Origin of the sequence: Solwaraspora sp. WMMD791, assembly GCF_029581195.1 — a bacterium.
Taxonomy (GTDB): domain Bacteria; phylum Actinomycetota; class Actinomycetes; order Mycobacteriales; family Micromonosporaceae; genus Micromonospora_E.
The window spans coordinates 635,362-649,625 of sequence record NZ_CP120737.1 but is presented as its reverse complement, the minus strand read 5'-3'; the positions used below and the strand labels follow the sequence as shown (position 1 = coordinate 649,625).

11 protein-coding genes are annotated in these 14,264 nt (G+C 72.7%); 4 read left to right on the top strand and 7 right to left on the bottom strand.

Going from position 1 to position 14,264, the window contains the following annotated elements; translation table 11 throughout:
- Position 1 precedes the first annotated feature (1 nt).
- The 3 genes from O7623_RS02790 to O7623_RS02780 are packed head-to-tail and all read right to left on the bottom strand — an operon-like array spanning position 2 to position 3,613.
- Positions 2-1,243, bottom strand: coding sequence for a glycosyltransferase (locus O7623_RS02790; protein WP_282227004.1), 1,242 nt, complete (start codon positions 1,241-1,243; stop codon positions 2-4).
- The gene (locus O7623_RS02785) at positions 1,224-2,660 is read right to left on the bottom strand and encodes an oligosaccharide flippase family protein (protein ID WP_282227003.1); all 1,437 of its coding nucleotides are present in this window, start codon (positions 2,658-2,660) and stop codon (positions 1,224-1,226) included. Before O7623_RS02785 ends, O7623_RS02790 begins: the two co-directional genes overlap by 20 nt.
- Entirely contained in the window at positions 2,657-3,613 is a 957-nt protein-coding gene (locus O7623_RS02780; protein ID WP_282227002.1) for an NAD-dependent epimerase/dehydratase family protein, read from the bottom strand. The genes O7623_RS02785 and O7623_RS02780 overlap by 4 nt, the downstream gene beginning before the upstream one ends.
- 303 nt (positions 3,614-3,916) lie before the next feature.
- Between O7623_RS02780 and O7623_RS02775 the strand changes: the two genes are divergently transcribed.
- Complete coding sequence (locus tag O7623_RS02775; protein ID WP_282227001.1) at positions 3,917-5,947, top strand: hypothetical protein; 2,031 nt, start codon at positions 3,917-3,919, stop codon at positions 5,945-5,947.
- Positions 5,948-6,033: 86 nt separating this feature from the next.
- Here the strand turns inward: O7623_RS02775 and O7623_RS02770 are convergent, their stop codons facing one another.
- The 3 genes from O7623_RS02770 to wecB form a co-directional block, all read right to left on the bottom strand.
- On the bottom strand, positions 6,034-6,573 hold the full coding sequence (locus O7623_RS02770; RefSeq protein WP_282227000.1) for an acyltransferase: 540 nt from the start codon (positions 6,571-6,573) through the stop codon (positions 6,034-6,036).
- A 126-nt stretch (positions 6,574-6,699) separates the two neighbouring features.
- Positions 6,700-7,926, bottom strand: a complete 1,227-nt coding sequence (locus O7623_RS02765) for a glycosyltransferase (protein WP_282226999.1) — start codon at positions 7,924-7,926, stop codon at positions 6,700-6,702.
- 55 nt (positions 7,927-7,981) lie between these two features.
- Positions 7,982-9,106, bottom strand: coding sequence for a UDP-N-acetylglucosamine 2-epimerase (non-hydrolyzing) (wecB, locus tag O7623_RS02760; RefSeq protein ID WP_282226998.1), 1,125 nt, complete (start codon positions 9,104-9,106; stop codon positions 7,982-7,984).
- Between the two features lie 220 nt (positions 9,107-9,326).
- Between wecB and O7623_RS02755 the strand changes: the two genes are divergently transcribed.
- Genes O7623_RS02755 through O7623_RS02745 form a run of 3 tightly spaced genes read left to right on the top strand, consistent with a single transcriptional unit; the run spans position 9,327 to position 13,326 of the window.
- A complete protein-coding gene (locus O7623_RS02755) occupies positions 9,327-10,145 on the top strand; it encodes an ABC transporter ATP-binding protein (protein WP_282226997.1) in 819 nt (272 codons plus the stop codon).
- A 26-nt stretch (positions 10,146-10,171) separates the two neighbouring features.
- Positions 10,172-11,203, top strand: a complete 1,032-nt coding sequence (locus tag O7623_RS02750) for an iron-siderophore ABC transporter substrate-binding protein (RefSeq protein WP_282226996.1) — start codon at positions 10,172-10,174, stop codon at positions 11,201-11,203.
- Between the two features lie 5 nt (positions 11,204-11,208).
- Positions 11,209-13,326, top strand: coding sequence for an iron ABC transporter permease (locus O7623_RS02745; RefSeq protein WP_282226995.1), 2,118 nt, complete (start codon positions 11,209-11,211; stop codon positions 13,324-13,326).
- On the opposite strand, the gene O7623_RS02740 is transcribed toward O7623_RS02745, so the two are convergent.
- Positions 13,299-14,213: a prephenate dehydrogenase gene (locus O7623_RS02740; protein ID WP_282226994.1), complete on the bottom strand. Its 915-nt coding sequence runs from the start codon at positions 14,211-14,213 to the stop codon at positions 13,299-13,301. The two genes, O7623_RS02745 and O7623_RS02740, sit on opposite strands and share 28 nt — an antisense overlap.
- Between the last annotated feature and the right edge of the window lie 51 nt (positions 14,214-14,264).

Here is a 14,264-nt window from a genome sequence, read left to right as displayed (position 1 = left end):
CTCACCGTTTCGGATCGGCCGGCGGCCGCACCCGGCCGCCGGGGGACGCAGTGTGCCGGCGGGCCGGCCGCCGACGGTAGATCGCCAGGTGGGTGGCGGCCGCCGTGTCGATGGCGAAGACGCTGTCAGCGAAGCGTGCGACGGCCGTCGCGGTGTCGGTCGCCGCCGTGTACGCCGCCGCGGCCTGTGCCGCCGCCGCCCACTCCGACGGCGGCGCGTCGGTGTCGACAACGGTGACACCGGGCAGGTGCCCGCTGATGAACCGGACGCCCGGCAGATCCGCAGCCACCGTGCCGATCCCGAGCGCGACCGGTTCCAACACCCCGCCGGGCAGCCCTTCCAGACAGGACGGATGGATCACCACGTCGGCCTGGCGCAGCAGGCCACCGACGTCGTCGCGGGCACCCAGCAGGTGCACCCGTTCGGCGACGCCAGCGGCGGACGCCGCATCGGCGACCCGGGCGTCGTCGGCGGCGTCACCCGGGCCGACCAGTACGGCGTGCGCCGACACCCCCCGGGTCCGCAGCGCCGCGAGGATCGGCGGGAGCAGCCATCGCCGTTTCTCGGCCGAGGCCCGCCCCACACTCACACAGACCAGCTCCCCCGGGCGGGCACCGATCGCCGCCCGCAGGTCCAGCGGACTCGGCCGGCGCAGCCGCTCGACGTCGAGTCCGTTGAGCACCACCTGGCAGCGAGGGTCGGTGTGCCAGTCGCGGCGGTAGCCGACCCCGAGCGATCCGGGTGAGACGCCGAGGATGTCGGTGGCGCAGCCACGTAGCAGCTGGCCGCAGAGCCACCGGGACACCCGGCGGGGCAGGCCGCGGTGCTGGTCGTCGTCGCCCCGGAAGTGTCCGACGCGCACCGGCACCCCGGCGAGCCCGGCCAGGGCGAGCGGGACACCGGAGAAGTTGGCGCAGTCGACGTGTACGGCGTCCGGCCGTAGCTGGCGCAGCAGCCGATGGAACCGGGCCGGGAACCGGGCGTCGAGCGGTACGGCGGTGACCGAACCGCCGTACCGGGTGATCGCCCCGGACAGTGGACCGGGACCGACCCGGTCGGCCAGCGTCACCAGGTGCACCTCGATGCCGGCGGCGGCCAGGTACGGCAGCAGCTCGGCGGTGCGCATCTCGGTGCCGCCGAAGTTCAGTTCGCCGACCACCCGCAGCACCCGGCGGGCACTGGCGGGGCCGGTCTCCCCGACACCGGAACCGATGGTCGTGCGGTCAGCCACGGACCCGGACATCGGGTTCCTCCTCGTCGACGGCGGTGGTACGGCAACCGACGCCGACGGCGGCGGTCAGGGCGCGCCGGTAGCCGACCACCGCGGCCGGACAGAGCGTCACCAGATAGGCCACGCAGGCGGCCATCGGCACGGCGACCAAACCGAAGCGGTGCACGCCCCACACCTTCAGTCCGGTGGCCAGCAGCAGGAACGCCGCCCAACCGGCGAACTGCGGCCGGAGCAGACCGACGCTGTTCTGCACGAGCATCAGCGGAGAGGTCACCGCCACCACGAACGACCAGCAGGCCAGAGCGGCGAGCACGGTCACCGGGACGATGGTGCGGTCGACGCCACCGACCCACAGGTCGGCCACCCGGTGACCCCAGCCGACCAGCGCCAGTCCGGCCCCACCCACGACCGTGCCGTAGAGCAGCACCATCCGGCGGGTGTGCCGGCGCACCCAGGCCACCTCGCCGTTGCTCAGTGCCGCGCCGTTGACCGGCCAGACCGTCATCCCGACGATTCCGACGAACACCGACAGGACGCCGAACAGCTTGGCGACGACGGCGTAGTGTGCCGCCACCGTCAGCCCCAGGACGTTGGCGACCAGCGGACTGTCCACGTTGAGCGCGATCGACGAAATCGTGGTGAGGACGAAGAACCTCAGGCCGAGCCGGAGCAGCCCGGCGGCGGTCGTCCGGTGCACCAGCCGTGGTGCGGGTCGCGTCGCCGGCCGCTGGACACCGAAGTAGACCATCGTGTTGAGCAGGTTGACCGCAGGGACCGCGAACACGGCGCAGGCGATGACCGTCACCGGCGGCCAACCGGCGGCGACGGCGACGAGCACCGCCACCATGCTGGCCAGGGAGCCGGCCGACTGCCAGGCACTGCTCTGGGCGACCTGGCCGGCGGCGTACTGGACACGCTGGACGAGGGCGAACGGGATGTTGATCGCGAACGCAGCGAAGCAGAGCAGGACGACGGCGGCGGCCTCGGCGGCGACAGCCGGGTCGGTGACCCCGAACAGCCGGTCCCACGGCACCAGCCCGACGACCACGGCCAGGCCACCGAGCAGAGCCAGGGCCAGCGCACCGACGGTGGCGAAGGCGCTGGAGATCTCCCGGGCCTGCTGTCGTACGTCGGCACCGAGGTGGCTGAGCCGGGTGAGCAGGCCGTTGCCCAGGCCCAGATCGGCGAACCAGGCCATCCCGGTCAACGCGGTGACTGCCATCCACAGTCCGTACCGCTGATCGCCGAGGTAGCGGAAGCAGATCGGGGTGATCACCAACGGCGCGGCCATCCCGACCCCGCGGGCCGCCATCGCGGTGACGATGCCGATGCCGACCGCGCGGTCACGACCGGGACCTGCGGGGCCCGGTGGACGGTCGGGTGCGGCGACCGGCCCGGCGGTGGGGCGGCCGGGCGCTGTCGTCGTCACCGGATGGTGGCGGTGCCGGCGTCGCGCCGTCGGGCCATCCAGTCGATGGTCGCGCGCAGGCCGTCGATCCGGGCCACCGGCACCACGTCGGGGAACAGTTGCCGCAGGGTGCTGTTGTCGGCCAACGAGTGCGGTACGTCACCGGTACGCGGTGCCTGGTGTTCGCGGGTCACTTCGTGGCCGAGCAGCGTGCCGATCTCGTCGAGCACCTGCAGCAGGTTCGCCCGGGCACCGAAGGCGAGGTTCACCGGGTGCGGGTGGTGCACCCGGCGGCGCAGCGCGTCGAGGATGACGTCGCAGACGGTGCCCACGTACGTGAAGTCGCGCGACTGGGTACCGTCGCCGTGCACCACAGCTGGTTCACCGCGCAGCGCCGCGTGCACGAACCGGGGAATGACTGCGGCGTAGGCATGGTCGTGGCGCTGCCCGGGGCCGAACACGTTGAAGAACCGCAGGGCCAGCGTGGGCAGCCCGAACGACGCCTGGTGGGCCAGGGCGTACGCCTCGGTGGCGAGCTTGCTCGCCGCGTACGGACTCATCGGTCGGGTCCAGGTCAGCTCTGGTTTCGGCAGGGCCGGGTTCAGCCCGTACACCGACGACGACGAGGCGACCAGCACGTGCTCGACGTCGTGGCGTCGGGCCGCTTCGAGCACCAGCAGCGTGCCGGTGGCGTTCGCGTGGTGGGAGGCGACCGGGTCGCGCAGCGACCGGGGCACGCTGGGCAGCGCGGCCAGGTGGACCACCGCCTCGCGGCCGACCATCGCGGTGGCCAGTGCCGCCGGGTCCAGTATCGACCCCTCGACGAATTCGACGTCGAGGCCGTCGAGGTTGCCGCGCAGTCCGACCGACAGGTCGTCCAGGACGGTGACCTCCTTGACGGCGGGTTCGCCCAGGGCGGCGCGGGCCAGGTGGCTGCCGATGAAACCGGCGCCTCCGGTGATCAGTATGCGCATGGTCAACCCCTCGGTGTGTGGCCCGATCACCTGTTCATCGAGCGGCGACCACCATCCGTTACGGGGCAATAGTGTTAATTGTCCAGTACGTCGTACCGGCGGTCGCCCGACCGGCCGGGCCAGCCGGCCGATCGTGCGGTCCACGCGCGGCCGATCATGTGGCGCGCCTGCGGCCGATCATCCGGCTCCGGGCGCGGCCGAACGGTTCGTCCCTCTGTCACCCAGGCGACCAAGAACCGCTGTGACCTGCGCACAGGCGCACGCTGACAGCAGCGTCGCGACATTCGCGTGGAGGTGGTCACCATGCCGGAACTGATCGTCTACCGGTCCAACGCCCTGATGTCCATCCGCTCGAGGTTCGACGCCACCAGGGACCTGGTGATGCCGGCGAACCTTGCGTACGCCGAGGCCATGGTCGGCATGTGGCACTCCGGGCTCCCCCAGGTCAGCATCGTCGCGTCGACCGCGACCGACGCCCAGGTGTGGCCGGTCATGTCCGCGGTCGGCACCCGGATCCACGACACCTCCGACGACAACTGCCCGATCAACACCGGCTGGTCGTACGTCGGCGGCAACCACGGTTACAACGTCGGCACCCAGATCGCCGTGACCAACCACGGCAAGACCACCGCCGACGTGGGGTCACGGTGGACCGACGGCGTACGAACCTTCACCCTGCTCGCCGTCACCAGCCCCAGCAGCCTGCTGTTCGGCAACCCGTACACGGTCGTCGACGGCATCGCCCAGGGCGTCCGGGTCAGACCGGCGGCACCACTGACCCACGTCGCCGGCGCCACCAACCGGACCACCGTCCCGGTCACCGCCGTCACCCCCGACGTCCAGATCCGGCCGGCGACCCACTCGCACACCGTCGCCGTCGAACTCGACGGCCGGCCGGTGCCCGACGGCCGCTCCACCGGCCAGGAACTGCAGATCCGGGAGTCGTACGTCATCCCCAGCTACCAGGGAATGATCGACACCGCGCAGGCGAACATCGGCACCCCGATCGCCACGATCATGAACCGGATCCCCTCGCTGTGCCGCGTCCACAACGTCTACCGCTGGGTGACCGGCGGCCTGGTGGTCAGCCAGACGGTGACCGCGCTGAGCCGGTTCACGCTCAACGCCGGAGTGACCCAGTGCGCGCCGTTGACCGTACCGGCCGGTGGCAGCCGTCGGCAGTTCATGCCGAACGTCGGCTACACCGGTGGCCTGAACTGGTCGGCCTGGGCCCCCATCGACACGCTCACCGCGCTCACCGACTTCACCCCGGCGACCCTGCGCGAGCCGGCGACGCCGGCGGCCAGCATGACCCAGTGGGCGGTGAGCAGCGGCAGCATCCAGCTGTGGGGGCTCGCCGTCGGCCTGCTGCCGGTCGACGACGGGCATCCCGCTGTCCGGTCGCGGTACACCACCGCGAAGGGCTGGTTCATCAGCTCCAGCCTGAAGAAGAACTACCCGCAGCTGGTCTGGGGGCGCACCATGGCGGCGGGCGAGTCGGTGACCGGTACGGCGTACCGCCGTTACCTGGCCCCGTACTCGGCGGCCACCGAGATCGTCGTCTCCGCCGGCGGCCGCGACTTCGTCATGATCGAGCGGGTCGGCACCGTCGCGCAGGCCCGGATGGCGGCGCCACAGCTGTACCACCGGCTGCTGGTGCCGGCCGGACCGACGAACCTCGCCGTGGCCGACCGGGTCGCCGCCGACGGAGTCACCTACAGCGTGCCGGTCTCCCCTGGGTACGGCATGTGGCAGGCGGCGGCCGGGCAGCCGGAGCAACGGCAGCCGCTGCCCGGAGCGACGGGCACCGTCGGCAGCTATTTTCTGCTGCTGGCCGGGGCGTCGCGCAGTACCGGCTGGACCGGTGCCTTCCACCGGCTGCTGCTCTGGCCGGTCCACCTGGCCGAGGCGACCCCGGTCGACCGGGTGTGCATCGAGGTGACCGCCGCCGGCAGCGGGGTGCTGCGGCACGGGGTGTACGCCCATGATCCGATGACCGGCCGACCCGCGCTACGCGGCCCGATCGCCGACTTCGGCACCGTCGCCGTCGCCCCCGTCGGGCTCAGGGAATCAGTTCTCGGCACTCCGGTGACGCTACCGGCGGGCTGGCACTGGTACGCGGTCGTGTGGCAGGTCAGCGGGGCCACGCCACCCGCGCTGCGCACCAGTGACGCCGGCAGCGCGACGCCCCTGGCCCTGGGGCCGGTCGCGGCGGCCATGTCCGGTGACCGGTACGGCTACGACATGGCCGGAGTGAGCGGCCCGCTCGGGCCGGTCACCCTCGCCGGCGTGCACCAGTACCCGCCGCCCCGGCTCGCCTACCGCCGGGCCTAGTCGCCCGCCCGTACCAACGGCCGTGCGCCGCGGTCGCGCTGCCGCCGACCGTGTGCCGTGTCCAGGCGCAGCACCGTCGCCCCGGCTCAGCCGGCGCCGACCCGGTAGATCCGTTTCATCGCCTCGTGCTTGGCCGGCACCGGCAGATGCCCGATGCCCAGCGACTTGGCGCGCAGCCGTTCCAGGTACTCGTCGGTGGTGCGGATCGGCCGGGCCGGCACCCCGGCCGCCACCGTGTTGTCCGGGATGTCCCGGGTGACGACCGCGCCCGCGCCGATGACGCACCGGTTGCCGATGGTGACGCCGGCCAGGATCATCGCCCGCATCCCGATGTAGACGTCGTCGCCGATGGTGATCGGTGCCGTCCAGTCGAGGTCCGGGTGTTCCTTGCGCAGGATCAACGTGCCGCCGTCGTGGGTGACGAACTGCACCTCGGAGGTGACGTACACGTTGTCGCCGATGGTGATCAGCCAGGGTTCCGAGCCGAACATCGCACGGTTGACGCCGTAGAACCGGACCCGGCCGGTGAGGTTGACCCCGAGCGACCTGGCGAACGCCGCCGGGTCCCGGGACGCCGCCAGGTGGTCCCGGACCCGTTGGACGAGCGGACGGATGCGACTGGGCACGTGCTGTCCTCACTCCCGGCAGGTGTGGCCGCGGCCGGCGGTCGGGTGGCCGGCCCCGATCCGGTCCGGTCACGACACCCAACGATCCGCTCCCGCCGCCGGTCACGGTCACCACCGCCGGGTCGCTCAGCGGCAGAACCGGCGGGCGTGGTCGAGGACGTGCAGTTCCCGGGTCTGCTGGCGCCAGAGCCGGTACCGCCGGCCCGCCGCCTCCTTGGCCGCCGCCCGCTCGCTCGCCGACCGGTCGGCGAGCGAGTCCAGCACGGCCGCGACGGCGGGTACCGTCGCCGGGTCGACCACCACCCCACCGGCGCTGGCGATCAGATCGCTGAACGGGGTCTCGTCGGAACAGACGACCGGGCAGCCGGCGGCGAGGCTCTCCAGGATCACGTGACCGTAGTTCTCACCCAGGGTCGGGAACAGGAAGGCGTCGTAGCCACTGAAGGTCGTCAGCACCTCGTCGGCGGCGAGCTCGCCCAGGTAACGGACCTGGACGTGGGCCGGCATCGCGGCGATCAGGTCGCGGCACCGCGCCCAGTACGCCTCGTCCTCCCGGGGGCCGTGGATGTCGAAGTGGACCGGCCGGCTCACCCGGGCAAGGGCAGCCAACGCCGTGACGAGGTTCTTCATCGGCGAGATCCGACCGACGAAGACCAGCCTCAGCGGCCCGTCGTGCGGGGTCACCGGCGGCGGGGCGCGGTCCGGGACGGGGCACTCGTTGCCGTTGACCATCACCCGTGCCCACGGAAACGCGGCCAGGATCTGTCGCTGTTCCCGCCAGCTGCACGCCTGCCACCGCACGTCGAGGCGGCGCAGCACCGGTGCCCAGACCGCCAGGAACAGCCGCTTCTTGCGTCGTCTGATCGCCAGCGCCGCCGGGGCGAGCTCGCCGCGGGGGGCGAGCAGGATCGCCGGTACGCGCAGCAACCGCAGCGCCGCCGCCGTGATCGCCAGCACCGAGAACATCGACCAGAGGCTGTTGACGTAGAGCAGATCGGCCGGGTGGGACCGCAGGTGACACAGCAGCCTGACCCACTGGCGCGGGCTGGTCGGATCCAGGTAGAACACCGACGACCGGGGGTCGCGGCGGATCAGGCGACCGGACAGACCCGGGTACGGCGCGGCGGCCCCCAGGTCCCGGTCCCGGGTGATCAGCGTGACGTCGATGTCGGTCGGGAGGGTGTCCAGGATGAACCGCAGCGAACGGATGGGCCCGCCGCCCCGGTAGCCGGGTTCGAACACCCCGGCGGTGGCGAGGATCCGGTAGGTGGTGACGGGTGCGGGCGGTCCGGGCGGTTCCGGGTGGGCCGCCCCGGTGCCGTCGGCGGCCCGGGCGGTCGTCACGTCGTGCACGGTCGACTCACCTTTCGATCGTCCTCGATCGGGTACGCGGTCGCGCCGGCGCCGGTCAGCGCCGCAGACCGGCCCACTCGTGGTGCCGCCGGACGGTCGACAGGATGAAGTCGACCACCCGTCGGGAGGTGTCCGGCACCTGGTAGTCCGCCGGGCAGGGCACGCCGTCGGCGGCGACCTGCTCGACGGTGGCACGGACCGCTTCGACCACCCCGGCAGGTTCCAGCCCGGTCATGACGATGCCGCCGGCGTCCAACGCCTCCGGCCGCTCGATCGACTCGCGCAGGGTCACCGCCGGGAACCCGAGGATCGCGGCCTCCTCGCTGATCGTGCCGCTGTCGGACAACGTGCAGTGGGCGGCACGCTGCAGGCTCACGTAGTCGAACAGGCCGAACGGCTCGTGGAAGGTGATCCGGTCGAGGCTGGTCGGGTCGCTCGCCAGCGCCTCCAACCGCTTACGGGTACGCGGATGGGTGCTGACCAGCACCGGCAACGCCCACTCGTCGCGGACCGCCCGCAGGCAGTCGAGCAGCCGGTGCAGCCGGTCCGGCCGGTCCACGTTCTCCTCGCGGTGCGCGCTGACCACCACGTACCCACCGGGGGTCAGGCCGAGCTGATCGAGCACGGTCGAGGCGGCGATGTCGGCCCGGTAGTGGTCCAGGACCTCGCGCATCGGCGAGCCGGTGTGCAGGATCCGGCGCGGGTGCAGGCCCTCGGCGATCAGATTGCGTCGGGCGTGCTCGCTGTAGACCAGGTTGAAGTCGCTGACATGGTCGACCAGCCGCCGGTTGGTCTCCTCGGGCACGTTGAGGTCGAAACAGCGGTTGCCCGCTTCCATGTGGTAGACGGGCACCCGCATCCGGCGGGCCATCAGGGCGGCGATGGCGCTGTTGGTGTCGCCCAGCACCAGCAGGGCGTCCGGCCGGTGGTCGGCGATCGCCTCCTCGACACCGACCAGCACCCCACCGAGCACCCGGCCCAGCGAGGTGGTGTCGACGCCGAGCGACCGGTCCGGCGGGCGTAGCCGCAACTCGGTGAAGAAGACCTCGGACAGGAACGGATCCCAGTTCTGGCCGGTGTGCACCAGCACGTGCTCGACCGTACGGTCCAACCGGTCCATCACCCGGGACAGCCGGATGATCTCCGGCCGGGTGCCGACCACCGTCATCACGCGGGTCATCGCGCTCCTCTCGCTGCCGTCCGTCGGAAGAACAGGTGCGGGCAAGCACCACATCGTCGACTCCACGGTGATACCCGCCTGATAAACACGCTTTTGCCCAAAAAGTTACGGTTCTCCAGTCAAGCGCTGTCGACACCACCAGCTGTCCGTACCCGCGCATCGCGAGGTCCCGGTCACCCGGATCTTGTCATCGGAACGCTTTAGGGTAGCCTCACCTAACATGATCGCGACCGCGTTGCACGGCGACGACCTGGTGCTCGGCTACCACCGCACCACCGTCGTCCACGGGGTGTCGGTCGCCATCCGGCCCGGCTCGGTGACCGCCCTGATCGGCCCGAACGGCAGCGGCAAGTCCACCGTGCTGCGGTCGCTCGCCCGACTGCACAAGGCCGAGTCCGGCCGGGTCCTGCTACGCCGCGACGACGGCGTCGAACAGGACACCGCGCCGCTGACCGCCCGGGAGTTCGCCCGCCGGGTCACCCTGCTGTCGCAGTCCCGGCCACACCCGTCCGGCCTGCGGATCCGCGACGTCGTGGCGTTCGGCCGACACCCGCACCGACGCCGGTTCAGCGCCCTCACCGAGGCCGACCAGTCCATGATCGACCACGCGATGCGGCTGACCGGGATCACCGCGATGGCGACACGGGCGATCGACCAGCTCTCCGGTGGCGAGTTGCAGCGGGTCTGGCTCGCCACCTGCCTGGCCCAGGACACCAGCGTCCTGCTGCTCGACGAACCGACCAACCATCTCGATCTGCGATACCAGGTCGAGATCCTCGACCTGGTCCGCGATCTGGCGGACCAGCACACCACGGCGCTCGGCGTCGTCCTGCACGACCTGAACCAGGCGGCGAGCGTCGCCGACCAGATCGTCCTGCTGCACCAGGGCCGGGTCCGGGCCGTCGGCACCGCCGCCGAGGTGCTGACCGCGGACCATCTCAGCGAGGTCTACGGGCTGCCGATCGACACCACGATGGACCCCGACACCGGCCTGGTACGGGTCGAGCCCCGGGGTAGGCACCACCACCGGCGCCGATGAGCGCCACCACCCACAGTGAGGATTCGATGAAAACCCGATCGATCACGGCTGCCCTCGCGGCCGCCGCGCTGGTTCCCACCCTCCTGGCCGGCTGCGGCACCAGCGACCCGCAGGCCACCACGGACAGTACGCCGCCGGCCAACGCCTCCGGTGAATGCGCCGACGACACCACGACGACCTCGACCGGGCCGGTCGAGATCACCGACGTGCTCGGACGCACCGTCAGCCTGGACGCCCCGGCCGAGCGGGTCGCCGTGCTGGAATGGCAGCAGATCGAGGACGTCCTCACCCTCTGCCTGACTCCGGTCGCGGTCGCCGACCCCGAGGGCTACCGCACCTGGGTGACCGCCGAGGAACTGCCCGACGGTGTCGCCGACGTCGGCGGACGGGGCGAACCCAACCTGGACGCCCTGTTCGCCGCCAACCCCGACCTGGTCATCGTCGAGGCCACCACCGCCGACGACCCGATCATCACCCAGCTGGCCGAGTACGACGTCCCGGTGCTCGCCACCCGGGGCGCGGACACCGCCGACCCGATCCAGAACATGCTGGACACCTTCACCCTGATCGCCGAGGCCGTCGGACGCACCGACCGGGCCGAGGTCGTCGTCGAGCAGTTCCAGGCGGGACTCGAGCAGGCGAAGCAGGACGTCGCCGCCGACGCGCCGTCGACCACCGAGTTCATCTACTTCGACGGCTGGATCCAGGGCGGCAACGTCGCACTGCGGCCGTTCGGCCAGGGTTCCCTGGTCGGCGAACTCGGCGAGGCGATCGGCCTGACCAACGCCTGGACCGGCGAGGTGGACCCGTCGTACGGCCTCGGGCAGACCGACATCGAGGGGATCAGCACCGTCGGCGACGCCACCTTCTTCCACACCGGCACCACCGATCCGGCCGGCAGCGTCATCACCGAGCTGCAGAAGAACGAGGTCTGGGCGTCACTGCCCGCCGTCGCGCAGGGTCGGGCCCACGCGTTCCCACCGGGCATCTGGACCTTCGGCGGGCCACGCTCGTCGCAGCAGGTGCTCGACGCGTACGTCGACCTGCTGACCAGCTGAGTCCCGTGCGCACCGACGCCGCGCCGCCGGCCGGGAACCGGCCGGCGCCGGGTGCCGCCACCAGTTCCCCGGTGGCGGCACCCGATCGGACCGGCCGGGCCCTACTCGGCGGGGTCGGCGCCCTGCTGTCACTCGCCGTCGCCCTGATCGTCGCGGCCGGCTGGCACCTCACCCAGGGCACCGCCGGCCTCGGCCTCGGCGACGTGCTCAGCGCGCTCGGCGACGACGGCGGCCCGGCCCGGGAGATTCTCCTCGGCTCCCGGCTGCCCCGGCTGGCCGCCGGGATCGCGGTCGGCTTCGCCCTCGGCGTCGCCGGGGCGATGTTCCAGTCCCTGGCCCGCAACACGCTCGCCGCACCGGACACCCTCGCGGTGACCGCCGGCGCCTACTTCGCGGTCAGCGCCGTCGCGGCCTTCGGGCTGGCGGTTCCGCTGTGGGCCTCGGGCACCGTCGCCTTCGTCGGTGGACTGCTGGCGGCCGCCGTGGTGCTCGGCCTCGCTGGCGGCGCGGGCAGCTCGACGACCCGGCTCGTCCTGGCCGGCTCCGTGGTGGCGATGGCGCTGCAGGCGGCCACGGCCGCGCTGCTCATCGGCTTCCAGCAGGAGACCACCGGGCTGTTCGCCTGGGGCAGTGGCTCACTGAGCCAGCTCGGACTCACCACGTTCCAGTACGCCGCGCCGGTCGTGGCGGCGGCCACCGTCGGCGCATTGCTGCTGGCCCGGCGACTCGACGTGCTCGGCGTCGGCGACGACACCGCCGCCGCGCTCGGCGTACCGGTGCGGACGACCCGCGCGGCCGGCATCGTCCTCGCGGTCCTGCTGACCGCAGCGGCGGTGACCCTGGCCGGACCGATCGGCTTCGTCGGACTCTGCGCACCGGCGATCACCCGGCTGCTGGCCCGGGTCGTGCCGGCGCTGCACCGACACTCCGTCGGTGTCCCGGCTGCCGGCCTCGTCGGCGCGCTGACCGTGATCGGCGCGGACCTGGCCGTCCGGGCCCTGCTCGGTGCCGACCGGGCGGGTCAGGTGCCGACCGGTGTCACCACCACCCTCGTCGGGGCCATCGTGCTCGTCCTGCTCGCCCGCCGGGTGCGCGACTCCGGGCCGACCCGGCAGCCGCCAGGCAGTGGGATGGGACCGCGCGGCCGGCGTCGGTTCTGGGCCGTACTGGTCGTCGTCGGTGCCGCCACCGGCGGAACCGCCCTGCTCGGGTTGCTCGCCGGCAACACCTGGCTGCTCACCGGGGACATCGCGCTGTGGGCGTCCGGCGAGGGCCCTCCGATGGTCCGGTTCGCCCTCGACGAACGGGCCCCCCGGGTGGCGGCCGCCCTCGTCGCCGGTGGCGCGCTGGCGCTGTCCGGCTGCATGGTCCAGGCCACCTGCCGCAACCCGCTCGCCGAGCCGGGGATTCTCGGGATCACCGGCGGCGCGGGGCTGGCCGCGGTGATCGTCGTGACCGCTGCCGGCGGCGGCGGGAACACGGCGCTGGCCGTGGCCGCGACCGTCGGCGCGGTGGCCGCCTTCGGCCTGGTCTACGCGATCGCCTGGCGTGGCGGGCTGCACACCGACCGGCTGGTCCTGGTCGGAATCGGTGTCTGGTACGCGACGACCGCCCTGACGACGTACCTGCTGGTGCGGTCGAATCCGTGGGACACCCCGAAGATCTACACCTGGTTGTCGGGTACCACCTACGGCCGCAGTTGGGAGCAGGTAGTGCCGGCGACGATCGCCCTGCTGGTCGCCCTGCCGGTCGCGCTCGCCGCCCGTCGCGAACTCGATCTGCTCGCCCTCGACGAGGACACCCCCCGGCTCGTCGGGGTCGGTCTGGAACGCCTGCGTCTGCTGGTGTTGACCGTCGCCGCCGTGCTCGCCGCGATGAGCGTCACGGCGATCGGAGTGGTCGGCTTCGTCGGCCTGGTCGCGCCGCACGCCGCCCGGGCCCTGGTGGGCGGCAGGCACGCCCGGATCATCCCGGTGGCGGTCGGGCTGGGCGCGGTCGGACTCGGGCTGGCCGACACCGTCGGGCGCACGGTCCTGGCACCGGCCCAGCTGCCGGCCGGACTGGTGGTGGCGCTGATCGGCGCGCCGTACTTCATCTACCTGCTGGCCAGGTCCCGCGCCTGAGCCGGCTGTGGACCGGCGGGCGTCGTCCGGGTCAGGGCGGCCCGACCGGCGCGACCCGCCGCGAGCAGTTCGGCGAGGACCGCGAGATCCGGTGGCCCTGCCCGCAACGCGGCGGCGGCCCGGCACAGGTCCGCGGCGACCGCCTCGGCGACCGCGCCGACCTCCGTCGCGTTGAGGGCGAGGATCTGCGTCCAGAGCTCCGGATCACCGGCGGCGATCCGGGTGGTGTCGCGTACCCCGGTACCGGCCAGCCGCAGATCCTCGGCCGGGACCCGCGCCAGCACCGCCGCGAGCACGGCGGCCACCAGGTGCGGCGTGTGCGAGACAGCGGCCACCGCCCGGTCGTGGGCCTGCGGACTGAGCGTCACCGGTGTCGCGCCGCACAGCCGTACCAGGCCACGTACGGCGTCGACCGCCCCGGGGTCGGTCCCCTTCACCGGACACAACGCCCAGGTCCGTCCAGCGAACAGACGTCCGTCGGCGGCGGCCGGCCCGGCCCGCTCGCTGCCCGCCATCGGGTGCCCGGGCACGAACGACGCCAGGTCACAACCTGCGGCTTCGGCGCCGGCCAGGACCGGCGCCTTCACACTCGCCACGTCGGTCCAGACCGTGGCCAGCCGCCGGTGCTGTGCGTCGCGCAGCACGCCGGGCACCCGATCCGGCGGAACCGCCAGCACCGCGAGATCCGCTGGCGGATCCGTGTCGGCGGCGGCGCGGCCGGCGCCCCGGGCAACGGCTGCGGCGAGCGCGGCAGGCTCGGTGTCCGCCAACGCCACCCGAAGTCCGCCCGACCTGGCCGCCAACGCGATGGACGTACCGATCAGGCCAGTGCCCACGACGAGCAGGGAGGCCGGACGCGTCGCCGGCACCGCGACAAGCTCGGTCAACCGACCATCCTTTCTTCCGTGCGGACCTCGGCGGGGACGGGTCCCGCCCGG

Coding starts and splice junctions, on each gene's coding strand:
- wecB (WP_282226998.1), bottom strand. CDS start 9,106: ATGACCCGCGTGATGACGGTGGTCGGCACCCGGCCGGAGATCATCCGG.
- O7623_RS02755 (WP_282226997.1), top strand. CDS start 9,327: ATGATCGCGACCGCGTTGCACGGCGACGACCTGGTGCTCGGCTACCAC.
- O7623_RS02775 (WP_282227001.1), top strand. CDS start 3,917: ATGCCGGAACTGATCGTCTACCGGTCCAACGCCCTGATGTCCATCCGC.
- O7623_RS02790 (WP_282227004.1), bottom strand. CDS start 1,243: ATGTCCGGGTCCGTGGCTGACCGCACGACCATCGGTTCCGGTGTCGGG.
- O7623_RS02750 (WP_282226996.1), top strand. CDS start 10,172: ATGAAAACCCGATCGATCACGGCTGCCCTCGCGGCCGCCGCGCTGGTT.
- O7623_RS02780 (WP_282227002.1), bottom strand. CDS start 3,613: ATGCGCATACTGATCACCGGAGGCGCCGGTTTCATCGGCAGCCACCTG.